This is a genomic window from Streptococcus pyogenes (assembly GCF_002055535.1).
GTDB lineage: Bacteria > Bacillota > Bacilli > Lactobacillales > Streptococcaceae > Streptococcus > Streptococcus pyogenes.
Genome location: NZ_LN831034.1, coordinates 802237 through 827668 on the forward strand (window position 1 = coordinate 802237; position 25432 = coordinate 827668).

28 protein-coding genes and 1 pseudogene are annotated in these 25432 nt (G+C 36.5%); 24 read left to right on the plus strand and 5 right to left on the minus strand.

Annotation, left to right across the window (positions count from 1 at the left end):
* Window positions 1-90: 90 nt before the first annotated feature.
* Together gatD and murT are read right to left on the minus strand one after the other, a co-directional pair.
* Complete coding sequence (gene gatD, locus B6D67_RS04225; protein ID WP_010922242.1) at window positions 91-882, minus strand: lipid II isoglutaminyl synthase subunit GatD; 792 nt, start codon at window positions 880-882, stop codon at window positions 91-93.
* Window positions 882-2225 carry a lipid II isoglutaminyl synthase subunit MurT gene (gene murT, locus B6D67_RS04230; protein ID WP_011285501.1) on the minus strand — a complete coding sequence of 448 codons (1344 nt, stop codon included), beginning with the start codon at window positions 2223-2225 and terminating at the stop codon, window positions 882-884. Before murT ends, gatD begins: the two co-directional genes overlap by 1 nt.
* 106 nt (window positions 2226-2331) lie before the next feature.
* Between murT and cdaA the strand changes: the two genes are divergently transcribed.
* The 12 genes from cdaA to csn2 all read left to right on the plus strand — a co-directional run bounded on the left by cdaA (window position 2332) and on the right by csn2 (window position 16116).
* Window positions 2332-3183 (plus strand): diadenylate cyclase CdaA, encoded by an 852-nt coding sequence (gene cdaA, locus B6D67_RS04235; protein ID WP_010922244.1) that lies wholly within the window; start codon window positions 2332-2334, stop codon window positions 3181-3183.
* Window positions 3180-4136 carry a CdaR family protein gene (locus tag B6D67_RS04240; RefSeq protein ID WP_002984857.1) on the plus strand — a complete coding sequence of 319 codons (957 nt, stop codon included), beginning with the start codon at window positions 3180-3182 and terminating at the stop codon, window positions 4134-4136. Before cdaA ends, B6D67_RS04240 begins: the two co-directional genes overlap by 4 nt.
* Before the next feature lie 53 nt (window positions 4137-4189).
* The gene (gene glmM, locus B6D67_RS04245; protein ID WP_010922245.1) at window positions 4190-5545 is read left to right on the plus strand and encodes a phosphoglucosamine mutase; all 1356 of its coding nucleotides are present in this window, start codon (window positions 4190-4192) and stop codon (window positions 5543-5545) included.
* Between the two features lie 133 nt (window positions 5546-5678).
* A complete protein-coding gene (locus B6D67_RS04250) occupies window positions 5679-6320 on the plus strand; it encodes a hypothetical protein (protein WP_010922246.1) in 642 nt (213 codons plus the stop codon).
* A gap of 62 nt (window positions 6321-6382) precedes the next feature.
* Window positions 6383-7513 carry a radical SAM family heme chaperone HemW gene (gene hemW / locus B6D67_RS04255; protein WP_010922247.1) on the plus strand — a complete coding sequence of 377 codons (1131 nt, stop codon included), beginning with the start codon at window positions 6383-6385 and terminating at the stop codon, window positions 7511-7513.
* A gap of 9 nt (window positions 7514-7522) precedes the next feature.
* Window positions 7523-8275: an acyl-[acyl-carrier-protein] thioesterase gene (locus B6D67_RS04260; RefSeq protein WP_011285504.1), complete on the plus strand. Its 753-nt coding sequence runs from the start codon at window positions 7523-7525 to the stop codon at window positions 8273-8275.
* Entirely contained in the window at window positions 8275-9039 is a 765-nt protein-coding gene (locus B6D67_RS04265) for a TIGR01457 family HAD-type hydrolase (RefSeq protein ID WP_010922249.1), read from the plus strand. The genes B6D67_RS04260 and B6D67_RS04265 overlap by 1 nt, the downstream gene beginning before the upstream one ends.
* A complete protein-coding gene (locus B6D67_RS04270; RefSeq protein WP_010922250.1) occupies window positions 9039-9671 on the plus strand; it encodes a TIGR01906 family membrane protein in 633 nt (210 codons plus the stop codon). Before B6D67_RS04265 ends, B6D67_RS04270 begins: the two co-directional genes overlap by 1 nt.
* 479 nt (window positions 9672-10150) lie before the next feature.
* On the plus strand, window positions 10151-14257 hold the full coding sequence (cas9, locus tag B6D67_RS04280) for a type II CRISPR RNA-guided endonuclease Cas9 (protein ID WP_011285506.1): 4107 nt from the start codon (window positions 10151-10153) through the stop codon (window positions 14255-14257).
* Window positions 14257-15126, plus strand: coding sequence for a type II CRISPR-associated endonuclease Cas1 (gene cas1 / locus B6D67_RS04285; RefSeq protein WP_002989953.1), 870 nt, complete (start codon window positions 14257-14259; stop codon window positions 15124-15126). The genes cas9 and cas1 overlap by 1 nt, the downstream gene beginning before the upstream one ends.
* The gene (gene cas2, locus B6D67_RS04290; protein ID WP_002989951.1) at window positions 15123-15464 is read left to right on the plus strand and encodes a CRISPR-associated endonuclease Cas2; all 342 of its coding nucleotides are present in this window, start codon (window positions 15123-15125) and stop codon (window positions 15462-15464) included. The genes cas1 and cas2 overlap by 4 nt, the downstream gene beginning before the upstream one ends.
* The gene (csn2, locus tag B6D67_RS04295; protein WP_010922252.1) at window positions 15454-16116 is read left to right on the plus strand and encodes a type II-A CRISPR-associated protein Csn2; all 663 of its coding nucleotides are present in this window, start codon (window positions 15454-15456) and stop codon (window positions 16114-16116) included. The genes cas2 and csn2 overlap by 11 nt, the downstream gene beginning before the upstream one ends.
* Before the next feature lie 207 nt (window positions 16117-16323).
* Here csn2 and B6D67_RS04300 read toward each other — a convergent pair whose 3' ends face one another.
* Window positions 16324-17520 (minus strand): tyrosine-type recombinase/integrase, encoded by a 1197-nt coding sequence (locus B6D67_RS04300; RefSeq protein WP_029713988.1) that lies wholly within the window; start codon window positions 17518-17520, stop codon window positions 16324-16326.
* A gap of 395 nt (window positions 17521-17915) precedes the next feature.
* Window positions 17916-18671, minus strand: coding sequence for a helix-turn-helix domain-containing protein (locus B6D67_RS04305; protein ID WP_029713987.1), 756 nt, complete (start codon window positions 18669-18671; stop codon window positions 17916-17918).
* Window positions 18672-18829: 158 nt separating this feature from the next.
* On the opposite strand from B6D67_RS04305, the gene B6D67_RS10215 reads away from it, so the two are divergent.
* From B6D67_RS10215 to B6D67_RS04325, 5 genes are all read left to right on the plus strand, one after another.
* Window positions 18830-18976: a hypothetical protein gene (locus tag B6D67_RS10215; protein WP_022554802.1), complete on the plus strand. Its 147-nt coding sequence runs from the start codon at window positions 18830-18832 to the stop codon at window positions 18974-18976.
* A 174-nt stretch (window positions 18977-19150) separates the two neighbouring features.
* Window positions 19151-19732, plus strand: a complete 582-nt coding sequence (locus tag B6D67_RS04310; RefSeq protein WP_029713986.1) for a hypothetical protein — start codon at window positions 19151-19153, stop codon at window positions 19730-19732.
* 238 nt (window positions 19733-19970) lie between these two features.
* Complete coding sequence (locus B6D67_RS04315) at window positions 19971-20198, plus strand: hypothetical protein (RefSeq protein ID WP_029713985.1); 228 nt, start codon at window positions 19971-19973, stop codon at window positions 20196-20198.
* Between the two features lie 42 nt (window positions 20199-20240).
* On the plus strand, window positions 20241-20960 hold the full coding sequence (locus B6D67_RS04320) for an ORF6C domain-containing protein (RefSeq protein WP_029713984.1): 720 nt from the start codon (window positions 20241-20243) through the stop codon (window positions 20958-20960).
* 74 nt (window positions 20961-21034) lie between these two features.
* Entirely contained in the window at window positions 21035-21247 is a 213-nt protein-coding gene (locus B6D67_RS04325) for a hypothetical protein (RefSeq protein WP_029713983.1), read from the plus strand.
* Here B6D67_RS04325 and B6D67_RS04330 read toward each other — a convergent pair.
* Window positions 21244-21450 (minus strand): hypothetical protein, encoded by a 207-nt coding sequence (locus B6D67_RS04330; protein WP_029713982.1) that lies wholly within the window; start codon window positions 21448-21450, stop codon window positions 21244-21246. The genes B6D67_RS04325 and B6D67_RS04330 overlap by 4 nt on opposite strands.
* Window positions 21451-21532: 82 nt before the next feature.
* On the opposite strand from B6D67_RS04330, the pseudogene B6D67_RS10410 reads away from it, so the two are divergent.
* The 7 genes and pseudogenes from B6D67_RS10410 to B6D67_RS04360 form a co-directional block, all read left to right on the plus strand.
* Window positions 21533-21634, plus strand: a pseudogene (locus B6D67_RS10410) (helix-turn-helix domain-containing protein); the annotation flags it as partial.
* 72 nt (window positions 21635-21706) lie between these two features.
* Window positions 21707-21964 (plus strand): hypothetical protein, encoded by a 258-nt coding sequence (locus B6D67_RS04335; protein ID WP_022554795.1) that lies wholly within the window; start codon window positions 21707-21709, stop codon window positions 21962-21964.
* A 154-nt stretch (window positions 21965-22118) separates the two neighbouring features.
* The gene (locus B6D67_RS04340; protein WP_029713981.1) at window positions 22119-22307 is read left to right on the plus strand and encodes a hypothetical protein; all 189 of its coding nucleotides are present in this window, start codon (window positions 22119-22121) and stop codon (window positions 22305-22307) included.
* Window positions 22294-23640, plus strand: a complete 1347-nt coding sequence (dnaB, locus tag B6D67_RS04345; RefSeq protein ID WP_029713980.1) for a replicative DNA helicase — start codon at window positions 22294-22296, stop codon at window positions 23638-23640. The genes B6D67_RS04340 and dnaB overlap by 14 nt, the downstream gene beginning before the upstream one ends.
* Window positions 23627-24373, plus strand: coding sequence for a conserved phage C-terminal domain-containing protein (locus tag B6D67_RS04350; RefSeq protein WP_029713979.1), 747 nt, complete (start codon window positions 23627-23629; stop codon window positions 24371-24373). The genes dnaB and B6D67_RS04350 overlap by 14 nt, the downstream gene beginning before the upstream one ends.
* Window positions 24374-25195 carry an ATP-binding protein gene (locus B6D67_RS04355; protein WP_029713978.1) on the plus strand — a complete coding sequence of 274 codons (822 nt, stop codon included), beginning with the start codon at window positions 24374-24376 and terminating at the stop codon, window positions 25193-25195.
* On the plus strand, window positions 25195-25425 hold the full coding sequence (locus B6D67_RS04360) for a hypothetical protein (RefSeq protein ID WP_029713977.1): 231 nt from the start codon (window positions 25195-25197) through the stop codon (window positions 25423-25425). The genes B6D67_RS04355 and B6D67_RS04360 overlap by 1 nt, the downstream gene beginning before the upstream one ends.
* Window positions 25426-25432 lie beyond the last annotated feature (7 nt).

Genomic DNA, 25432 nt, shown 5'->3' on the forward strand with positions numbered 1-25432 from the left:
AAGCTCTGTCAGAAGAAAAAACTATAAAACTCCTAAGCGAACTATCGTGTCCTACTTAGGAGTTTTTGTTTGATGACATGAAAGAAGAACTTAAACTTTATTAAAGGAAGCTTTGCTTTTAAGGTCGGCATATTCTTCAGTGATTTCTTGTTTCAGTATATCATCATAGCTAGGTAGTGAAATAGCTGATCCATACTTTTTTTTAAGAGCTGTTGTTACTAAGCGGTAAGCAAGATTAACATTGCGTGATAAGATAGGACCGTGGAAATAACTACCATAGACGTTTTTATAGTGAACACCTTCAGTTTGGTCTTCTTTATTATTACCGTTGCCATAAACCACTCGTCCAAGTGGCTTTTCGTCACCAGATAAGAAGGTACGTCCTTGATGATTTTCAAAGCCATAATAGGTTTCGTTAAATTCGTCATTATGAATTTTAATATCTCCAATAAAGCGATTTTGGTGCTGATTAAGGGTGTAGTGTCCCATAATTCCAAGTCCATCAATTTTAACCCCATTAGCTTGGACATAGTATTGCCCTAGTAATTGGAAGCCACCACAGATGGCAAGCACCACTTTATTATTAGCAATGTAATCCGCTAAGGCAGCTTTTTTGCTAGGCAAATCCTTGGCAACAATGCTTTGTTCATAATCTTGACCACCACCAAAGAAAACAATATCGTAATCGTCTTGTTCAAAGGTATCATTGATAGACACAATATCAACAGTAACCCTAGCTCCAAGTTTTTCAGCGACATACTTGAGCATTAAAATATTGCCGTTATCACCATAAGTATTCATAAGATTACCATAGAGATGGGCGATAGTGAGGTCGTAGATGTAATCTTGATTTTCGGGAGATTTTAGTGAAGTGTATGTCATTAGATCATCTCCTTTTCAACGACATGGCGGTCAGCAAGTAAGCTACGGAATTCTAACATTGCCGTATAGGTTGCTAAAATATAGGCATGCTTAGCTTCTTGTTTTTCAATGGTTTCTATGATTTGCTCGAGCTTTTCAGCTTGTTTTATCTTAGTATCGTCAAATCCTGTGACTCTAAGTCTTCTAGCAATTTCAGAGTGGCGGACGCCGCCAGCATTAATTTCTGTAATGGGCATTTGGGTAATGAGTTCAAAATTAGCATCCCAAATCCAGCTGGTATCAATGCCATCAGCGTAATTGGCATTTAATAAAACTGATAAGCTAAATGGATAATCTGCCAATTGAATCATTTCCAGTGCCTGACTGGCTCCAACAGGATTCTTGATAAGGATAAGGGTGCATGATTTATCACCAACAGTAAAAGTTTCTTGTCTTCCAAAAACCGCCTTACTTTTGTTAAAGCCCGCCTTGATTTTCTCGGGAGAAACACCGAAAAATTCAGCAACAGAGACGGCAGCGAGCGCATTGTAAATATTATAAAGACCACCAACATTTATCTTGTAGTTTTGTCCATCAATAACAAATTCAGAACTTTGGTGAGTAATAGCGGTGAGCTCAGTTAATTGATAATCTAACGTTGGTCTTTGGAACTGACAGTTTAAGCAAACAAAGTCTCCTAGATTCGCATAAGTATTGAGACGATACTGAAGAATATGTTCGCATTTTGGACATAAAATCCCTTCTGTGTTGTAATGAGCTAGCTGCGGAGCATGCTTAGCAGTATCAAAACCATAATACTGAACTGGATTAACTATGTCCTTAGAAGAGAAAATAGGACTATCTCCATTGGCTAGAATAGTTGCTTTTGGAGCATTTCGAGCACCATCTACAATCATCTGATAAGTAGTGTAAATCTCTCCGTAGCGGTCCATCTGATCCCTAAAAATATTAGTATAAACAAAAAGACTAGGTTTTAAGTAAGTGGTAATTCTAGGAAGACTAGCCTCGTCAATTTCTAAAACAGCAATTTGCCTTTCAGATTTCCCTTTTTTAGCAGCTAAAAAAGTAGAAGTAATTCCAGTAATCATATTGGCACCACTTGGATTTGTGATTATCTCGCCAAATGCCTCTTTCAAAATACCGACAGTAAGAGCAGTTGTTAACGTTTTACCATTAGTACCAGTGACGACCACAATATCATAGTCTTTAGACAAATCCTTTAAAATATCTTTATCACAAGCTAGAGCCAATCGACCAGGATAAGTAGATCCTCGCCCTAGTTTTGTTAAAATGGATTGAGCAGCTTTGCCAGCAATAATGCCGAGTAATGTCTTCATTTTCATGCTTATATTTTATCATAAGTTTATTGATTTTAGATAGGGAAAAATCTTTGATCATGATATGATATAATATAGCTAATAACTTTTTTGATATAGAAATGAGAGTTGTATGAATAATTTATCTAGTATCGATATTAAATTTTTATTAAGCTTATTTGCGGATCCTTGGCTGCTGGCAGTGCATCTTTTAGATATTCTAATTGTTGCCTATTTGATTTATCGTTTTATTAAAGCATTGACTGGAACTAAAATCATGTCTTTAGTTCAAGGGGTCATTTTCTTTTTGGTTCTTCGTTTTATTGCAGAGTGGATTGGCTTTACGACAATCACATACTTAATGAACCAAGTCATTACTTATGGTGTAATTGCAGGAGTAGTCATTTTTACCCCTGAAATTCGGGCAGGACTGGAGAAATTTGGTCGTTCTACGCAAGTTTTTTTACAAAAACAGTACGTCAGCAGTGAATCTGCTTTGGTCGATGCTTTGATTAAATCTGTGGCCTATATGGGTCCACGCAAGATAGGTGCATTGATTGCTATTGAACAGACTCAAACCTTACAAGAATATATTGCGACAGGAATTCCGCTGAATGCCGACATTTCAAGTCAACTACTCATCAATATTTTTATTCCGAATACGCCGCTTCATGATGGAGCTGTTATCGTTGGTCAGAATAAGATTGTGGCAGCCTGTGCTTACTTGCCTTTGTCAGAATCAAAGGCAATTTCCAAAGAATTTGGGACCCGTCATAGAGCGGCTATTGGATTATCTGAAAACTCTGATGCACTAACTATCATTGTTTCAGAAGAAACAGGAGCTATTTCAGTAACTCGCAAAGGCCAATTTTTACACGATTTAAGCACAGATGAATTTGAAACGGTACTTAGGACCTACCTGATGAGTAATTCAAATGTTACTTTACCATGGTATAAGAAAATTCTAGGAGGGAAATCTAAATGAAACGATTTTTAAATAGTCGTCCTTGGTTAGGAATGGTATCAGTCTTTTTTGCGATTCTCCTTTTTTTAACTGCAGCATCGAGCAATCATAATAACTCTAGCTCGCAAATTTATAGTCCGATTGAAACCTATACGCATAGCCTTAAAGATGTACCAATTGATATGAAGTATGATAGTGACAAATATTTTATCAGTGGGTATTCTTATGGTGCGGAAGTTTATCTAACCTCCACTAATCGTATCAAATTAGATTCTGAAGTGAACAATGATACACGTAATTTTAAGATTGTGGCGGATCTAACACATAGTCATCCAGGTACAGTAAGTGTCAACCTAAGAGTAGAAAACCTTCCTTCTGGGGTGACAGCTACCGTATCTCCAGATAAAATATCAGTCACAATTGGCAAAAAAGAATCTAAGGTATTTCCTGTTAGAGGAAGCGTTGATGCTAAACAAATTGCAAATGGTTATGAAATTAGCAAAATTGAAACGGGGGTTAATAAGGTTGAAGTGACCAGTGATGAATCTACCATTGCTTTAATTGATCACGTTGTGGCAAAGTTACCTGATGATCAAGTGTTAGATAGGAATTATAGTAGTCGAGTGACCTTACAAGCTGTCTCAGCTGATGGAACTATTTTAGCAAGTGCAATTGATCCTGCAAAAACAAATTTATCAGTTGCTGTAAAAAAAATAACGAAATCAGTCCCGATTAGAGTTGAGGCAGTGGGGATGATGGATGATAGCTTATCAGATATTCAATACAAATTGTCAAAACAAACAGCTGTTATCTCAGGTAGTCGAGAGGTCTTAGAAGATATTGATGAAATTATTGCAGAAGTTAACATTTCTGATGTCACTAAAAATACTAGTAAGACCGTGAGTTTGTCTTCTAGTCAGGTGTCAATTGAGCCGTCAGTAGTGACCGTTCAGTTGACAACCACCAAAAAATAATGGATAATAACTAGGAAAATTGAATGGAGGAAGCCATTAGGCTTATATAAATTATGGGAAAATATTTTGGAACAGATGGTGTTCGTGGCGAAGCAAATGTTGAGCTGACACCTGAGTTAGCTTTTAAACTGGGCCGATTCGGTGGTTATGTTTTAAGTCAACATGAGACCGAAAGACCTAAAGTTTTTGTGGCGCGTGACACCCGTATTTCAGGAGAAATGTTGGAGTCAGCCTTGATTGCTGGTCTACTATCTGTTGGTATTGAAGTTTATAAACTTGGCGTTTTAGCGACACCTGGTGTCTCTTATTTAGTTAGAACAGAAAAAGCAAGTGCAGGTGTGATGATTTCTGCAAGTCATAACCCTGCGCTTGACAATGGCATCAAATTCTTTGGGAATGATGGGTTTAAGTTAGCTGATGACCAAGAATTGGAAATTGAAGCTCTCTTAGATGCTCCGGAGGACACGCTTCCTCGCCCGAGTGCAGAAGGACTTGGAACCTTGGTAGATTATCCAGAAGGACTTCGTAAATATGAAAAGTTCTTGGTAACAACTGGTACTGACTTAAGCGGTATGACAGTTGCCTTAGACACTGCTAATGGAGCTGCTTCAGTGTCAGCACGTGATGTCTTTTTAGATTTAAATGCAGAAATTGCTGTCATTGGTGAAAAACCAAATGGTCTTAATATTAATGACGGTGTTGGTTCAACGCGTCCAGAACAACTTCAAGAGTTAGTTAAGGAAACAGGAGCAGATCTTGGTTTAGCCTTTGATGGCGATAGCGACCGTCTGATTGCTGTGGACGAAACTGGCGAGATTGTTGACGGTGATCGTATTATGTTTATCATTGGTAAATATTTGTCAGAAAAAGGGCTTCTTGCTCACAATACCATTGTCACAACGGTGATGTCTAACCTCGGTTTTCATAAAGCTTTAGATAAACAAGGTATTAATAAAGCAATTACAGCAGTTGGAGACCGCTATGTGGTTGAAGAAATGCGTAGCTCAGGATACAATCTCGGTGGTGAACAATCAGGCCATGTCATTATCATGGACTACAATACCACTGGAGATGGTCAGTTGACAGCTATCCAATTAGCCAAGGTGATGAAGGAAACTGGAAAATCACTTTCGGAATTAGCTGCTGAAGTAACCATTTACCCTCAAAAACTGGTGAATATTCGTGTGGAAAACAGCATGAAAGAACGTGCTATGGAAGTTCCAGCTATTGCGAACATCATTGCAAAAATGGAGGATGAAATGGCTGGTAATGGTCGTATTCTCGTGAGACCAAGTGGTACAGAACCTCTTCTTCGTGTCATGGCAGAGGCGCCAACAGATGCCGAAGTTGATTATTATGTCGATACTATTGCTGATGTCGTCCGTACAGAAATCGGATGCGATAACTAACGAGTTGAGTACAAACAAGAAACCTTATTTCTAAGGCTTCTGTCAACAATTGGAAAGAGGCTTGGGGCGTTTAGCCCAAGTCTCTTTTTATAAATTGTTATAAATTGCTAAAGTAGAAGAGAAAGGATATTGGATGACAAAACAGCAAATCGAAAAACTAGCGGACTTACTGCCTCCTTTTGCAGCCACACTTTACTTAGACATGATTCCTGAATTTCAAGAAGGTTATGCTTCTTATGTTTATCAAACACCAAAACAAGATATTCAAAAGCGCCGCATCAAGCAGTTAACTAAAAATTTTGAACGATTACTAGATACCCCATCTTTTTATGTGATGCCTGTGACAAGAAAAACAGCAGAGCAATTGCTAGCAGATAAAGGCCTAGCTTATCATTTGTTATCGACAGTTGCAGCTAATCAAGTGTTTGCGGCTGCTGTTAACGAGGATCAGATGCTTTTTCAAGTGCTTCGAAATGGAGCAAGAGTAGCCTTTGTGATTCTTCAAGAAAAGGGGGAATTTCTAGAAATGACTTTAGGGATTCTTGAAACAGTGACAGAAAACGAGGTTCCAGCAGCTATTGTGGAGGCTGTCCAGACATATCTTCTGGCAGATATGCAAGAGAAACTCCCTTCTTTAAGCATTATGGTCAGTCAAGAATCAAGCAAGCTTTTTTACCAAGAACAAGGGTTTGTTTTGCTAGCTAAGGGTTGCAAGCCAGGAAACGAAAATGATTCTGACGTTTGTCAGCTCGTAAAATACTTTTCCAAGCCATGAAGAATCAAGGGAAATGGTTTATTCATAGAAACATTTTATCATCAAAGTGGTATAATAAGACCATGTCAAAAAAACCTACTTCAGCCTATGTGCACATTCCTTTTTGCACACAAATTTGTTATTATTGCGATTTTTCAAAAGTCTTTATCCAAAATCAACCTGTTGATGCTTATTTGAAAGCCTTGATTCAAGAATTTGACTCTTATGGCATTCGAGACCTAAAAACCCTTTATATTGGAGGAGGTACGCCTACAGCTATCACTGCTAAACAGTTGGAGTATCTCCTAAATCACCTTGAACGAAACCTCAATTTAGATGATCTTGAAGAATTCACAATTGAGGCAAATCCTGGTGATTTGACGCCAGAAAAAATTGCGGTGCTTCAGAGGTCAGCTGTCAATCGGATTTCCTTGGGGGTGCAGACTTTTAATAACAAGCAATTAAAGCAGATTGGCCGTAGCCATAATGAAGAACAAATTTATAGCACCATTGCCAATTTAAAAACTGCAGGCTTTCACAATATTTCCATTGATTTAATTTATGCCTTGCCAGGTCAAACCTTAGATCAAGTCAAGGAAAATGTTGCTAAAGCTTTGGCACTTGATATTCCCCACCTTAGTCTTTATAGCCTTATTTTGGAACATCACACTGTTTTTATGAACAAAATGCGACGTGGTAAACTTAACTTACCAACGGAAGACTTGGAAGCGGAAATGTTTGAGTACATTATTTCAGAAATGGAAGCTAATGGTTTTGAGCATTATGAAATTTCCAATTTTACCAAACCAGGTTTTGAAAGTCGCCATAACTTGATGTATTGGGATAATGTGGAGTATTTTGGATGTGGTGCAGGGGCTTCAGGTTACCTTAATGGCATTCGTTATCAGAATCGGGTGCCCATCCAGCATTATCTTAAAGCGGTTGAAGCAGGGAATGCTAGACTAAATGAAGAAGTGCTGCGCAAAGAGGAAATGATGGAAGAGGAACTCTTTTTGGGCTTACGTAAAAAGACAGGAGTCTCCATCCAGCGGTTCCAAGAAAAATTTGGTATGTCTTTTGAGGAGCGTTATGGAAATATTGTTAGGGAGCTTCAAAACCAAGGACTGCTTGTCAAAGATGACGCCTTTGTCAGAATGACTAAAAAGGGTCTTTTCTTAGGTGATTCTGTTGCTGAGCGGTTTATATTAGATTAGGAGAGTATTATGGGATTAAGTTATCAGGAGGAGTTGACACTTCCTTTTGAATTATGTGATGTCAAATCAGATATAAAATTGCCCCTTTTATTAGACTATTGTTTGATGGTTTCTGGTAGACAGTCTGCGCAATTAGGACGAAGTAACAACAATCTTTTAGTTGATTACAAGCTTGTTTGGATTGTAACGGATTATGAGATCACTATTCATCGCTTGCCACATTTTCAAGAAACCATCACCATTGAAACAAAAGCCCTTTCCTATAATAAATTTTTTTGTTATCGCCAATTTTATATTTATGATCAAGAGGGGGGTCTTTTAGTGGATATCTTAGCCTATTTTGCTTTGTTAAACCCAGATACGCGAAAAGTGGCAACTATTCCAGAAGATTTAGTAGCGCCATTTGAGACTGATTTTGTTAAAAAGCTACACCGTGTTCCTAAAATGCCTCTTTTAGAACAATCAATTGATCGTGATTATTATGTGCGTTATTTTGATATTGATATGAATGGTCATGTCAACAACAGTAAATATTTAGATTGGATGTATGATGTGTTGGGGTGTGAGTTTTTAAAAACGCATCAGCCTCTTAAGATGACTTTGAAATATGTTAAAGAAGTCTCACCAGGCGGTCAAATTACTTCCAGTTACCATTTGGACCAATTAACTTCTTACCATCAAATCACCTCAGATGGGCAGCTGAATGCCCAAGCCATGATTGAATGGCGAGCGATTAAACAAACAGAAAGCGAGACAGACTAGTGCCTTATAAGGGTTATTTAATTGATTTAGACGGAACGATTTACCAAGGGAAAAACCGTATTCCAGCAGGGGAGCGGTTTATCAAACGCCTACAAGAAAGAGGCATTCCCTATTTATTAGTGACTAATAATACCACAAGAACACCCGAAATGGTGCAAAGCATGCTGGCTAATCAGTTTCATGTTGAGACAAGCATTGAGACCATTTATACGGCTACCATGGCAACCGTCGATTACATGAATGACATGAACCGTGGCAAGACAGCTTACGTTATTGGAGAAACAGGGCTCAAATCAGCTATTGCAGCAGCAGGTTACGTAGAAGAACTTGAGAATCCCGCTTACGTGGTGGTTGGTTTAGACAGTCAGGTGACCTATGAGATGTTGGCTATAGCCACCTTGGCTATTCAAAAAGGTGCCCTCTTTATTGGGACAAATCCTGATTTAAACATTCCAACCGAACGTGGTTTGATGCCAGGAGCAGGTGCATTGAATGCCTTACTAGAAGCTGCCACACGTGTAAAACCTGTTTTTATTGGCAAGCCCAACGCTATCATTATGAATAAATCACTAGAGGTATTGGGCATTCAGCGCTCTGAGGCTGTCATGGTTGGCGATAATTACTTGACTGATATCATGGCAGGTATTCAAAATGATATTGCAACGATCCTCGTGACAACAGGCTTTACCAGACCTGAAGAGGTACCAACCTTACCAATTCAGCCAGATCATGTCCTATCCAGCCTTGATGAGTGGAGGTTGTGATGGTAGAAAACACTAAATTACTATGTAGCTGGGTATGGTTATTAGCGTTAGCTATTCTCATAACGATCTATTCAACGTGGCTGTGGTATCCTCTTGAGGTGGACCATCTAAAGTTAGAACAAGTTGTTTTTATGAGCAAGGATGCTATCTTGCATAACTATAACGGACTACTCAATTACCTCACCAATCCTTTTGTGACAAGGTTGGAATTTGCTAATTTTCACTCATCGGCAGACGGACTCAAGCATTTTGCAGATGTGAAGTGGCTTTTTCACCTAACTCAAGTCGTTTTTCTTGGCCTTCTTTACCCAACCCTTAAGACTTTCACACAAAGGTTAAAAACCAAACGTTTCTGGCTCCTTCAAAAACCTTTAATACTAGCAGCTTTGTTTCCTCTTATGATTGGTCTAATGGCTAGTTTCATTGGGTTTGAACATTTTTTTACTCTTTTTCATCAGGTGCTTTTTGTAGGAGATAGCAGCTGGCTCTTTGATCCCTTGAAAGATTCTGTGATTTGGATCCTTCCAGAAGTCTTTTTCTTGCACTGTTTCCTTTTCTTTATGATAGTTTACGAAATCATCCTGTGGAGCTTAGTAGGTTTAGCAAGATGGCAGCGCCTAAATGTAGAATGATAAAAGGATTAAGAGATTAATTTCCCTAAAAATGATAAAACAAGCGTTTTGAAAGCGCTTGTTTTTTTGGTTTGCAGTCAGAGTAGAATAGAAGTATCAAAAAAAGCACCGACTCGGTGCCACTTTTTCAAGTTGATAACGGACTAGCCTTATTTTAACTTGCTATGCTGTTTTGAATGGTTCCAACAAGATTATTTTATAACTTTTATAACAAATAATCAAGGAGAAATTCAAAGAAATTTATCAGCCATAAAACAATACTTAATACTATAGAATGATAACAAAATAAACTACTTTTTAAAAGAATTTTGTGTTATAATCTATTTATTATTAAGTATTGGGTAATATTTTTTGAAGAGATATTTTGAAAAAGAAAAATTAAAGCATATTAAACTAATTTCGGAGGTCATTAAAACTATTATTGAAATCATCAAACTCATTATGGATTTAATTTAAACTTTTTATTTTAGGAGGCAAAAATGGATAAGAAATACTCAATAGGCTTAGATATCGGCACAAATAGCGTCGGATGGGCGGTGATCACTGATGATTATAAGGTTCCGTCTAAAAAGTTCAAGGTTCTGGGAAATACAGACCGCCACAGTATCAAAAAAAATCTTATAGGGGCTCTTTTATTTGACAGTGGAGAGACAGCGGAAGCGACTCGTCTCAAACGGACAGCTCGTAGAAGGTATACACGTCGGAAGAATCGTATTTGTTATCTACAGGAGATTTTTTCAAATGAGATGGCGAAAGTAGATGATAGTTTCTTTCATCGACTTGAAGAGTCTTTTTTGGTGGAAGAAGACAAGAAGCATGAACGTCATCCTATTTTTGGAAATATAGTAGATGAAGTTGCTTATCATGAGAAATATCCAACTATCTATCATCTGCGAAAAAAATTGGTAGATTCTACTGATAAAGCGGATTTGCGCTTAATCTATTTGGCCTTAGCGCATATGATTAAATTTCGTGGTCATTTTTTGATTGAGGGAGATTTAAATCCTGATAATAGTGATGTGGACAAACTATTTATCCAGTTGGTACAAACCTACAATCAATTATTTGAAGAAAACCCTATTAACGCAAGTGGAGTAGATGCTAAAGCGATTCTTTCTGCACGATTGAGTAAATCAAGACGATTAGAAAATCTCATTGCTCAGCTCCCCGGTGAGAAGAAAAATGGCTTATTTGGGAATCTCATTGCTTTGTCATTGGGTTTGACCCCTAATTTTAAATCAAATTTTGATTTGGCAGAAGATGCTAAATTACAGCTTTCAAAAGATACTTACGATGATGATTTAGATAATTTATTGGCGCAAATTGGAGATCAATATGCTGATTTGTTTTTGGCAGCTAAGAATTTATCAGATGCTATTTTACTTTCAGATATCCTAAGAGTAAATACTGAAATAACTAAGGCTCCCCTATCAGCTTCAATGATTAAACGCTACGATGAACATCATCAAGACTTGACTCTTTTAAAAGCTTTAGTTCGACAACAACTTCCAGAAAAGTATAAAGAAATCTTTTTTGATCAATCAAAAAACGGATATGCAGGTTATATTGATGGGGGAGCTAGCCAAGAAGAATTTTATAAATTTATCAAACCAATTTTAGAAAAAATGGATGGTACTGAGGAATTATTGGTGAAACTAAATCGTGAAGATTTGCTGCGCAAGCAACGGACCTTTGACAACGGCTCTATTCCCCATCAAATTCACTTGGGTGAGCTGCATGCTATTTTGAGAAGACAAGAAGACTTTTATCCATTTTTAAAAGACAATCGTGAGAAGATTGAAAAAATCTTGACTTTTCGAATTCCTTATTATGTTGGTCCATTGGCGCGTGGCAATAGTCGTTTTGCATGGATGACTCGGAAGTCTGAAGAAACAATTACCCCATGGAATTTTGAAGAAGTTGTCGATAAAGGTGCTTCAGCTCAATCATTTATTGAACGCATGACAAACTTTGATAAAAATCTTCCAAATGAAAAAGTACTACCAAAACATAGTTTGCTTTATGAGTATTTTACGGTTTATAACGAATTGACAAAGGTCAAATATGTTACTGAAGGAATGCGAAAACCAGCATTTCTTTCAGGTGAACAGAAGAAAGCCATTGTTGATTTACTCTTCAAAACAAATCGAAAAGTAACCGTTAAGCAATTAAAAGAAGATTATTTCAAAAAAATAGAATGTTTTGATAGTGTTGAAATTTCAGGAGTTGAAGATAGATTTAATGCTTCATTAGGTACCTACCATGATTTGCTAAAAATTATTAAAGATAAAGATTTTTTGGATAATGAAGAAAATGAAGATATCTTAGAGGATATTGTTTTAACATTGACCTTATTTGAAGATAGGGAGATGATTGAGGAAAGACTTAAAACATATGCTCACCTCTTTGATGATAAGGTGATGAAACAGCTTAAACGTCGCCGTTATACTGGTTGGGGACGTTTGTCTCGAAAATTGATTAATGGTATTAGGGATAAGCAATCTGGCAAAACAATATTAGATTTTTTGAAATCAGATGGTTTTGCCAATCGCAATTTTATGCAGCTGATCCATGATGATAGTTTGACATTTAAAGAAGACATTCAAAAAGCACAAGTGTCTGGACAAGGCGATAGTTTACATGAACATATTGCAAATTTAGCTGGTAGCCCTGCTATTAAAAAAGGTATTTTACAGACTGTAAAAGTTGTTGATGAATTGGTCAAAGTAATGGGGCGGCATAAGCCAGAAAATATCGTTATTGAAATGGCACGTGAAAATCAGACAACTCAAAAGGGCCAGAAAAATTCGCGAGAGCGTATGAAACGAATCGAAGAAGGTATCAAAGAATTAGGAAGTCAGATTCTTAAAGAGCATCCTGTTGAAAATACTCAATTGCAAAATGAAAAGCTCTATCTCTATTATCTCCAAAATGGAAGAGACATGTATGTGGACCAAGAATTAGATATTAATCGTTTAAGTGATTATGATGTCGATCACATTGTTCCACAAAGTTTCCTTAAAGACGATTCAATAGACAATAAGGTCTTAACGCGTTCTGATAAAAATCGTGGTAAATCGGATAACGTTCCAAGTGAAGAAGTAGTCAAAAAGATGAAAAACTATTGGAGACAACTTCTAAACGCCAAGTTAATCACTCAACGTAAGTTTGATAATTTAACGAAAGCTGAACGTGGAGGTTTGAGTGAACTTGATAAAGCTGGTTTTATCAAACGCCAATTGGTTGAAACTCGCCAAATCACTAAGCATGTGGCACAAATTTTGGATAGTCGCATGAATACTAAATACGATGAAAATGATAAACTTATTCGAGAGGTTAAAGTGATTACCTTAAAATCTAAATTAGTTTCTGACTTCCGAAAAGATTTCCAATTCTATAAAGTACGTGAGATTAACAATTACCATCATGCCCATGATGCGTATCTAAATGCCGTCGTTGGAACTGCTTTGATTAAGAAATATCCAAAACTTGAATCGGAGTTTGTCTATGGTGATTATAAAGTTTATGATGTTCGTAAAATGATTGCTAAGTCTGAGCAAGAAATAGGCAAAGCAACCGCAAAATATTTCTTTTACTCTAATATCATGAACTTCTTCAAAACAGAAATTACACTTGCAAATGGAGAGATTCGCAAACGCCCTCTAATCGAAACTAATGGGGAAACTGGAGAAATTGTCTGGGATAAAGGGCGAGATTTTGCCACAGTGCGCAAAGTATTGTCCATGCCCCAAGTCAATATTGTCAAGAAAACAGAAGTACAGACAGGCGGATTCTCCAAGGAGTCAATTTTACCAAAAAGAAATTCGGACAAGCTTATTGCTCGTAAAAAAGACTGGGATCCAAAAAAATATGGTGGTTTTGATAGTCCAACGGTAGCTTATTCAGTCCTAGTGGTTGCTAAGGTGGAAAAAGGGAAATCGAAGAAGTTAAAATCCGTTAAAGAGTTACTAGGGATCACAATTATGGAAAGAAGTTCCTTTGAAAAAAATCCGATTGACTTTTTAGAAGCTAAAGGATATAAGGAAGTTAAAAAAGACTTAATCATTAAACTACCTAAATATAGTCTTTTTGAGTTAGAAAACGGTCGTAAACGGATGCTGGCTAGTGCCGGAGAATTACAAAAAGGAAATGAGCTGGCTCTGCCAAGCAAATATGTGAATTTTTTATATTTAGCTAGTCATTATGAAAAGTTGAAGGGTAGTCCAGAAGATAACGAACAAAAACAATTGTTTGTGGAGCAGCATAAGCATTATTTAGATGAGATTATTGAGCAAATCAGTGAATTTTCTAAGCGTGTTATTTTAGCAGATGCCAATTTAGATAAAGTTCTTAGTGCATATAACAAACATAGAGACAAACCAATACGTGAACAAGCAGAAAATATTATTCATTTATTTACGTTGACGAATCTTGGAGCTCCCGCTGCTTTTAAATATTTTGATACAACAATTGATCGTAAACGATATACGTCTACAAAAGAAGTTTTAGATGCCACTCTTATCCATCAATCCATCACTGGTCTTTATGAAACACGCATTGATTTGAGTCAGCTAGGAGGTGACTGATGGCTGGTTGGCGTACTGTTGTGGTAAATACCCACTCGAAATTATCCTATAAGAATAATCATCTGATTTTTAAGGATGCCTATAAAACGGAGCTGATCCATTTATCAGAAATTGATATTTTGTTATTAGAAACGACCGATATTGTCTTGTCCACTATGCTGGTAAAACGGCTAGTGGATGAGAATGTCCTTGTCATATTCTGTGATGATAAACGATTACCAACAGCTATGCTGATGCCTTTTTATGGTCGTCATGATTCGAGTTTACAGCTTGGGAAACAAATGTCCTGGTCAGAAACAGTCAAATCGCAGGTTTGGACGACGATTATTGCTCAAAAGATTTTGAATCAATCTTGCTATCTAGGAGCATGCTCCTATTTTGAAAAATCCCAATCTATTATGGATTTATATCATGGTTTGGAAAATTTTGATCCGAGTAATCGAGAAGGGCATGCAGCGAGAATTTATTTTAATACACTTTTTGGGAACGATTTCTCAAGAGATTTGGAGCATCCAATCAATGCAGGTCTGGATTATGGTTATACTTTATTATTGAGTATGTTTGCGCGTGAAGTGGTTGTGTCTGGATGTATGACTCAGTTTGGGCTTAAACACGCTAATCAGTTTAATCAGTTCAATTTTGCTAGCGATATTATGGAACCATTTAGGCCTTTAGTGGATAAGATTGTTTATGAAAATCGAAATCAGCCTTTTCCCAAAATAAAGAGAGAGTTATTTACTTTGTTTTCAGATACATTTTCATATAATGGTAAAGAGATGTATCTCACGAATATTATTAGCGATTATACTAAAAAAGTTGTCAAAGCTCTGAATAATGAAGGGAAAGGAGTTCCTGAATTTAGGATATGAGTTATAGATATATGAGAATGATACTTATGTTTGATATGCCGACGGACACCGCTGAGGAACGAAAAGCCTATCGAAAATTTCGGAAATTTTTACTTAGTGAAGGGTTTATCATGCATCAATTTTCTATTTATAGTAAGTTGCTGTTGAATAATACAGCTAACAATGCCATGATTGGTCGGCTGAGGGAGCATAATCCTAATAAAGGAAATATTACATTACTAACGGTCACGGAAAAACAGTTTGCACGAATGATTTATTTACATGGTGAAAGAAATAATTGTATTGCAAACTCCGATGAAAGACTTGTATTTCTTGGGGAGGCTTTTGATGAATCTTAATTTTTCCTTACTAGATGAACCGATTCCATTAAGAGGCGGTACAATTCTTGTGCTCGAAGATGTCTGTGTATTTTCAAAAATAGTGCAATATTGTTACCAATATGAGGAAGATTCTGAACTTAAATTTTTTGATCACAAGATGAAAACAATCAAAGAATCAGAAATCATGCTTGTAACAGATATTTTAGGATTTGATGTTAACTCCTCAACCATTTTAAAATTGATTCATGCAGATTTAGAATCTCAATTTAATGAGAAACCCGAAGTGAAATCGATGATTGACAAATTGGTTGCTACGATTACAGAACTGATTGTCTTTGAATGCTTAGAAAATGAATTAGATTTAGAGTATGATGAAATCACAATCCTGGAATTGATTAAGTCCTTAGGAGTAAAAGTAGAAACGCAAAGTGATACTATTTTTGAAAAATGTCTAGAGATACTTCAAATTTTCAAATATCTCACTAAGAAAAAGTTGCTTATTTTTGTCAATAGCGGAGCTTTTCTAACAAAGGATGAAGTGGCTAGTTTACAAGAGTATATATCATTGACAAATTTAACAGTTCTCTTTTTAGAACCACGTGAACTATATGATTTTCCGCAGTATATTTTAGATGAAGATTATTTCTTAATAACTAAAAATATGGTATAATACTCTTAATAAATGCAGTAATACAGGGGCTTTTCAAGACTGAAGTCTAGCTGAGACAAATAGTGCGATTACGAAATTTTTTAGACAAAAATAGTCTACGAGGTTTTAGAGCTATGAAAACTTTTTATTTATGATATAATAGTTTGTGTGTGAATATGCGCTTTTGTGGCGTATATTTTTTTGTTTCCAAAATATTTTCTGCGTATTTTACCGTGCTTTTTTGCCTTCTGTCGGGGAATTTAGTCGGGAAATATTATTGTCTAAAAAAGCTGAAAATGTGTCTGTAACTTGAGCAGATAGTTCATCGTGTACCTGATTATATTTATCAGTCATATACATTTTTGTGTGGCCAAGTGCTTTACTAAGAGCTTCCATGGGAACCCCAGCAATTATGCTTTGAGTGGTAAAAAAGTGTCGCATCATGTGAGGGGTAACACGAAAACCAACAATCTCATTAACTTTCTCAAATTCGTCATTGAGTTTGTTTGGATTAATGAGATTACCGTCTTCCTTAATGCTTATATAATCCCATTCTTTGTCTTTGATGATGGAAAGTCGTTTTTTGATAGCAGTAGCATTGTCTCTAAGAAACAATAGCAATTCTGTACCTTTAATATCTAACATGACATATCTTTCTGACTCTTTTGTTTTAAGTCCATGTCGGCCATTTTTAGTGTGATTACTGCGACTATCATGTAGTCTGAGGATAGCACGACCATCCTGATGAAAACGTATATCCATCTGACGTATTCCAAATATTTCCCCTCTACGAAGACCAAAGATGGTTAAATAAGTTAATGAGAAAAAGATTTTATCCATCATCTGCTCAGCTTTTATAAACCATTCCTGAAATTGTTCCATGGTAACTTTTTTATTTTTGGGAGGAACGGTACTTTCCCCAATATAAACACCTTTAAGTCGATTAGCTGGAATATTACCATTCAGAACAGCATCATTGAGCATTGCCATGAAACAATTATTGATACACTTAACGGATTCTCGGGGCTTTGTCATCAGCATGTTAGCTATGTAAACCTCATAGTCGTTGCGATTAAGATTCCGCAATTTAACTGTTCCGTACTCTTTAAGTATATTATTTCTCATTAAGCTTTTATAGGTTTCTTCGGTATTTGGGGTCCATCTATTAGTAGCTACACGTTTCTCGTGGAAAATTTCCCAATAACCAGAAACAGTAATATTCATATTAATACCAATGCTTTTTTCATTAATCTGTTTTTCAATTTCTGTTAAGGCAGCACGGGCTTCAGGAATAGTTTTAAGTCCGCTTTTAGTAATTTCTTTTTTCTTCCCTTGGAAAATGTAACTACGGCGGATATAGTAGCGTTTACCTTTTAGCGTTTCGTACCAAAAAATATTTGGGTATTTTGTTTTGTGATATTTCATGTTATTCTCCTTAGTTGTTGCTTCTGGACAAGGTCTTAACTTCAGAGAATCTTGGCATCACCCCCTTTATGTGATATAATTTAAGGTATAAGAAAACAAGCTATTTAAAGCTTACTTCTTATTGATTTCATATCGCCTTACGCTCTCCTCGCCAAAATTGAGCGTGGGGCTTTTTTTATAATTTATAAAATAATAAAAGCGATAACCAGAAATAGTTACCGCTTAGGTGTGGCAGCTTGTGCCAACAATCATTTGCACTAGGATTTCTCCTAGGTTAGTAACTATATTTTATCAAAGAATTTACACTCTGTCAAATGAGGTATCTTGATTTAATTTCATCACTTAATATTTTCATTTGTGGTTCTAGTATTTGTGCAATACCCATTTTTAATTTTCTACCCCTCTCTATATATATCAACTACCTCACCGACGGTTCTAAAGTTATCACTTTCAGATAGTGTGATGTCAGCATATTTTGGATTAAGAGACTGGAGGTGGTCGTTCTTTAATTTCTTGACATAGTTTTCACCGTTGACCTGAAAAATACCAATTTTGTTAATACCAACTTGATCAGTAAGCTTAATAAATAAAAAGTCACCATTTTTTATCTTTGGTTCCATGGAGTGGCCAACGACTACTGCGACAGTATCATAGTTTTTTTCGTCTGGTATTTCGTCAGCGTAGAAGTCAACTTCTGTATCATAGTCGTCTTCTTGCCAGTAGCCAGTACCAGCAGAAACCTTACCTGGTACAGATAGGCTAATTCGTTTTCTAGCGCCGTATTCTGAACGTTTTTCGGATATGTTGGTGATTTTCCCTTGCTCCTCTGCTAAGAGCGTCTCAGAGGTCGATACGAGCCTATTTTTGCGGTTATCGTTAAGCTTTGAGTAATTAGACAGCAGGATTGCCTTGCGTGGGTCGAAGTTTGGGAATGGAATGGAAGGAGTAGATTTAGATGAGTCAAATAAATCCTGAGGAGCAACATTTAATGCTTCAGCATATTTTCTTATGTCTAGCTCATCTAGTTGTCTCTTTCCGTTTTCATGATTTGATATTGTATTTTGCTTAAAACCTGTTAGCTTTGCTAAATCTTTTTGAGTTAGTTTTTTCGACTTTCGTATAGTTTTAATGGAATTTCCAAGAATGTTCATATGCTTCGCACCCTTTCTACTTATAATATAACATAACGAGATAAAAAAATAAATAAAAAAATCTCAAAAAGAGATAAAAAACAGTTGACAAAATATCTCAAGTTGAGATATAATGTATTTACAAGGTTGATAAAGACCTTAAGAAAGGAGATAGGCAGATGATGGAACACATCATAAAAAGCCTACAAGAACATGACTTAGCAATAGCTATCATTCTTGTAGGCTTAGTTAGAGAAGCTAGACTTCATCATAAGCAAGTGTTACAGCACAAGCTAGAAGTCATGAAGCTTCGCAACAAAAAATAAGAGCAAGGGGTGAAAGCCCCAACCTCTTACTTTAGTGTATCATCATCTGCCAAGAAAGGCAATGACAATTGTTTATGTTTTAGTAGGGTTGTGGTTATGCTCATTTATCGGAAGGCAGTTCCACAAGCGTTATTTGTATAATAAAATTGAAAAGATGAAGAAGGAGGTAAGGAAATGATGCAAGAAGTTATTCAATCTATTGTAGCCGTTGGTGGTTTTGGGTATTTGAATTATTGGATAGCAGCAAGGGTCAGTGATATTGATTTAGGTAATGATCAAGATAAAAAATATTTAATCGCTTTTCTGACGTCGTTAAATTATACGTTTTATTTAACTATCTCATTAGTTTTAAGAGGAGTTGTTGAACGTACTATTATAACCATAGTTGTTTCGATTTTATTTAGCTTACTATTTCCGAGTATTCTAAAAATTTTTTATAAGTTCATTAATGTTATTAGGGGTAGCAGTCAGCATTCAAGATTAGAACCTATGCTTGTGAAAAATGCAATGTTTAATGATGATAAAGATAGATGCTTTATATTTGATTTTGAAGGAAATCTCATATCAAGTGGAGCCATGGGAATGCTCAGTGGAAAGAATGAGGAGCTTTCTATGAAACTGTATCCGTACTTTGCTAGTCATGAGGAACATAAAATTCGCAACGAAGAGACGCTTTATCAGTTTCTTGAAGAAAAAAATCTCGAAGCTAGAGTGTATCTAAACTTTGAGAAAAAAATAAAAATTATTTATTTTTAGGAGTTGGATTTGTTGGGCGTTTAAAATAATCAGGTGCAGGTTTCATTTTACTTGTTTCGCCCTTCACTTTGACATCGTGTTGGTAAATCGGCATTTTATCCATATGTTTGCTCCTTTCGTTAAAGATGGTTGTTTGTCTTTATTATATCATAGGAGCATGGGGCTAGGATGGTTTTCATTGTGGTTCGATTCCGCAACTAGTCATGACGTCAATATTAAGAAAATAGGAGGGGATACAGTGACAAAGAAGCAACGTTTAAAACAGCAACACTTAAAACCTAAAAAACGACTGAGAGAAGAACGGCTCAAACGAGAATATTCTGAGATGTATATGGCTGACTTGATAGGTTTGAAGAATCGAAGAGGTTACTCTGAAAAAGAAGATGGCATTCAATCTTTCAAAGATTATGAGATGGCAATTATAGCTGATAAGTTTGGCATCTCAGAAGTTGAGTTATTTTTTTAAAACAAAATATCTCGATTTGAGATAATCGAAGAAAGGAATTTTATGAACGAAATTTTTAACTTTAACGGACAGAAAGTCCGTACTTTAATTATTAACAATGAGCCTTACTTTGTTGGTAAAGACGTTGCAGATATTTTGGGGTATCAAAATCCGCAAAAAGCTATACGTGATCATGTTGATTTTGATGATAAGCTGACAGAACAAATCGTTCAGTCAGGTCAGAATCGTGAAATGATTATTATCAATGAATCTGGTCTTTACTCACTCATTTTATCAAGCAAGTTGCCACAGGCAAAAGAATTTAAGCGTTGGGTAACTAGTGAGGTGTTACCACAGATTCGGATGCAGGGAGCTTATGTGCCTGAAAACCTATCTGATGAAGCTTTTATTGCTCTATTTACTGGTCAAAAGAAGCTCAAGCAAAAACAATTAGAACTAGCTCAGGATGTTGATTATTTGAAAAATGAACAACCTATCCATCCCAGCTTTGCCCAAGCTCTACTTAAAAAGCGTAAAAGTCGTGTAGTAATGTGGCTTGGTGGCATGGATAGTCCTGCTTATAGTGATAAAGTATTTGCTCAGTCGGTATTCCGTGAGGCAGAAATGGACTTTAAAGCTCACTTTAACGTTAGTCGATATGATATGTTACCCAAGAAGTTTGAAGATGCAGCATTATCTTACTGGATGACTTGGGAACCAAGCACAAATACTAAGATGAAAATTGCTGATCTTAATCAATCGAGTCAATTATATTTGATGTGAAAGCAAAAAGCACATGCGGGAACATGCGCTTAACAAAAATGAATAACTAGATTATATCACAAAGGAGAATAAAGATGAAACTAGAAAAGATTGAGCAGGCTACAAAAATAGCGCTATCTATGGCAGTTGTAGGGACTGCATGTAAGATAGCACTAGAACGACATCACTCACACATGGCTTATCGGAGAAAAATAGGAGAAATCTTATCGGCTATTGGGCCACATTATGTGGACAGTGAACTTCATGAATTTTCCAAGTTTTGCATGAGTTTATTAAAAGAGTCCTAAAGACCTTCCCAGTCACCTGCATCAAAAAATTTAACACCATCAATTTCAGTTACTGATGGTTTCTTGTATGGATGTAATTCTTTGTATTTTAAGAGAAATTTTGTCATAAAACTGCCCAACTCAGCAAACGGTACAGTTTCATACATTTTCTCGTGATAGTCTTTTATAATTTCATCTATTAACTGTTCACAATCTTTATTCATAAATTATCCTCCTTTCCATAATTTTTGAATACAACGGTGAGAGGTCATATTCGAATAAATTATATCAAAATAGAAAGGAAAACACATTAGCGACTTAAAAAGCGGAAAAATAAAAAATTTGTCGTGGCCCAACATGGTCAAAATTTCTGATGCATTAAAAGTCAGCTTGGACGAATTTAGATAACAAAAAAAGTCCGACGGGAATCGGACTCAAAACAAGTTTTAATTTACTTAATTATACCACAAGGAGATAGATATGGATAATATCTTAATGAGTTTGTCCGACTGGATAAAATCTATCATCAAAGATACGCTTAACAAACTAGTCGAAATAGAAAATGAGAACGATAACTATCCAGAGCTGATGGATATTTCAACAACAAGTAATTTTTTGGGAATTGGCGAAACAACTTTTAGAAACCAATACCGATATATGCCAGATTTTCCAAAAGAGCTACCAGCAAAAAGATGGTCAAAAAGAGCTATTAAAAAATGGCTCTCGGAACAATTATAAATAACTTCAAAGACTTCTGGACAAGGTCTGACGACATTATTAGGGCTCTAATGGTATTGAGATTAAGTTAACAGATATAAAAGAGGTAGGAATATGAAGGAATTAACTAAAGCTCTCAATAAAAATAGCGCAGAAAGAAGAAAAGGATATGAGTATGACAGAAAATCCATTAAGTGCAGTTATCTTTCTAATAATTCTATTTTTAATAGCATTTTTATGTAGAGATGACAGCGAAGAACAACCGAAGTCGGTAACAAAATCCAGAGATGATATTGTCGCTGAGCGGTACGGAAGAGTAATGCAGATTGAGCATCACGAAGGAAGCCATTATGGAAGATTTTAAAATATTGCCCCATGATATTCAGACAGAGCAGGCAGTTCTTGGTTCTATCTTTATCAATCCTGAAAAAATCATTGAGGTAGCTGAGTATCTGAAACCAGATGATTTCTATAAACCAGCACACAGAATATTATTTAAGGCCATGCTAAGTATTTCTAGCAATGCTGAGCCTATTGATGTCGTCACAGTTAAATCAGTGCTAGAAAGTCAAGACAATCTTGCTACTATTGGCGGAATAACCTATCTGCTAGAGGTAGTCAATGCAGTACCAACAAGCGTACACGCTGAACATTATGCAAAGATTGTGGCTAAAAAAGCACAACTTAGATCTATCATTGACAGCCTTTCTGATTCTATTGGCAATGCCTATGACGAGAACATGGATATTGACGAGATTATAGCAAAAACTGAGCGGTCGTTGATTGAGGTTAGTCAATCTAGTAATAAGAGTAGTTTTAGACCTATCCATGACGTGCTAGCAGAAAACTATCAAAAAATTGAAGAGCGATCAAACAATAATACTCAGATTACAGGTATTGCTACAGGCTTCTATGACTTTGACAAGTTAACAACGGGATTACATGCAGACCAATTAATTATCTTAGCAGCTAGACCTGCCATGGGTAAGACGGCATTTGCTCTTAATATCGCTCAGAATGTGGCAACTAAGTCTAATAAGGCTGTGGCCGTCTTCTCGCTTGAAATGGGTGCCGAAAGTCTAGTTGAGCGTATGCTTGCTAGCGAGGGAACTATTGAGAGTCACAACATCAGGACTGGTCAATTAACTGTTGAGGAGTGGCAACGGCTTATCTATGTGCAAGGAGAGCTTGCTGAAGCACCTATTTTCATAGATGACACGGCTGGCGTCAAAATTACTGACATTAGAGCAAGAGCCAGAAGACTATCGCAAGAAAATGATGGTTTAGGGCTCATTGTCGTTGACTATCTTCAGTTAATACAAGGGTCACGTTCAGACAATAGGCAACAAGAAGTCTCTGAGATTTCTAGACAGTTAAAGATAATTGCTAAGGAATTAAAAGTGCCTGTCATTGCTCTTAGCCAACTATCACGCAGCGTTGAGCAAAGGCAGGACAAGAGACCTATCATGTCAGACTTAAGGGAGTCAGGAAGCATTGAGCAAGATGCTGATATTGTCGCCTTTTTATACCGTGATGATTACTATACTGACAAATCTGACGATCAGCCAGAAAGTAATCTGACTGAGTTGATTATCAAGAAAAATAGGCATGGCAGTCTTGGCACTGTTAACCTATATTTTCATAAAGAGTACACTAAATTTTCTAGTTTAAAGGAGGAAAATAATGGCTCAGCGTAGAATGTTTAGTAGAAAAATTACTGAGACTGATCGTTTCCTTGAAATGCCATTATCATCTCAAGCTCTCTACTTTCATTTGAATATGGGAGCTGATGATGAGGGCTTTATCGATAAGGCTAAGACGATTCAGAGAACAATTGGTGCTAGTGACGATGATATGAAATTGCTTATTGCAAAAGGGTTCTTGATTCCCTTTGATAGTGGTGTAGTCGTTATCCGTCATTGGAGGATTCACAACTATATCCAGTCTGACCGCTTTCAATCAACTTTATACCAGTCAGAAAAGGCTCAGCTAGAGTATGACAAGTCAAAAACAGCCAGTCTTAAACCTATTGGAAATTGTATACAAAATGTATCCGAAATGGAGACACAGGTTAGGTTAAGTAAGGGTAGCTTAGATAAGGATAGCTTAACTACCTATCCTACTGTTTTAGACAACGAGGAAGAAGATATTCCATACAAGGAAATCATATCTTACTTGAATGAAAAAGCTAATAGAAATTACAGACCTAACATTCAGAAAAACAAAACTCTTATCAAGGCTAGATGGTCAGAAGGATTCAGATTAGATGATTTTAAGCATGTCATTGATAACACAGTCAAGGATTGGTCAGGTACTAAGTATGAAAAGTATCTCAGACCTGAAACGCTCTTTGGTTCTAAGTTTGAAGGTTATCTGAATCAAGCACCACGAACCAAGAAGGAAACAACTGATGAAAGGTTGGGCTTTTAGATGAATCCTTTTAAGAATTTTGAAACCAGGCAAGTCTTGGCTGAAACTTGTGAGGTTCACGGTTGCCAGTTGTGGCTGACTAAAGTACCGATTAAGGGAAGACTTGAAGAACTCAAGCAATGCCCAGAGTGTACCAAGGCTGCTATCAACATCTTTGAAGATAAGTTGAACAGCCAGAGCAAAATCAACAGCAAACTTGCTGATACCTATGCTGTCTTTGAAAGAGATAGCCTGGTATCAGACAAGCTGAGGGCTAAGAGCCTTGAGAACTATGAAATAAAGTATGATATTGACCAGCAAGCTATCAACTACGCCAAGCGAATGGAACAGTTCTACCGACAGGACAGAACAGGCAATGCTATTATTACAGGCCCCTCTGGAGTTGGCAAGAGTCATCTGACTTACGGCTTGGCGAGGTTTATGAATGAACAATTTAAAGTCTACAAATCACCAAAATCAGTCCTCTTCATCTCACTGGTAAGCCTTTTTACAAAAATAAAAGAAAGCTTCAAGGTTGACAATGGGTACAGACAGACTGACATGATTAAGTTACTAACTAAGGTTGACTACCTCTTTCTGGACGATTTGGGCAAGGAGAGTCGCAAAGGCGACAGCCAGAACAATGAGTGGACTCATCAAATACTGTATGAGATTTTAGACAATCGGAGCAACACAATCATCAATACAAATCTGAGCAGTAAGGAGATTAAGGCCTTGTATGCTGACAATTATGGCAACGGTGCTTTGTCTAGTCGGATTCTTGAGGGTGTGACTGGAAATAGCTTTGCTTATCCGAAGGATATGGAAGATAGGAGGTATTGATGTTTAAACTACAACATATTGTTAATGGGTTTTATCCAGTTACCGTTGGTAATTTTGATAATGTTCAAGATGCAGTTGATGCCATCAAGGCGCATGTTAGAGCTAACTCCGCAATCATAAATCCACGATATGCAAAGAGTATGAGTGGCGAAACTATCAGAATTGATTATGGTGCTAAGGATTGCTATTACTTGTTAACTAAAAAAACGGAGGAAAAACAAAATGACTGAAGAACAA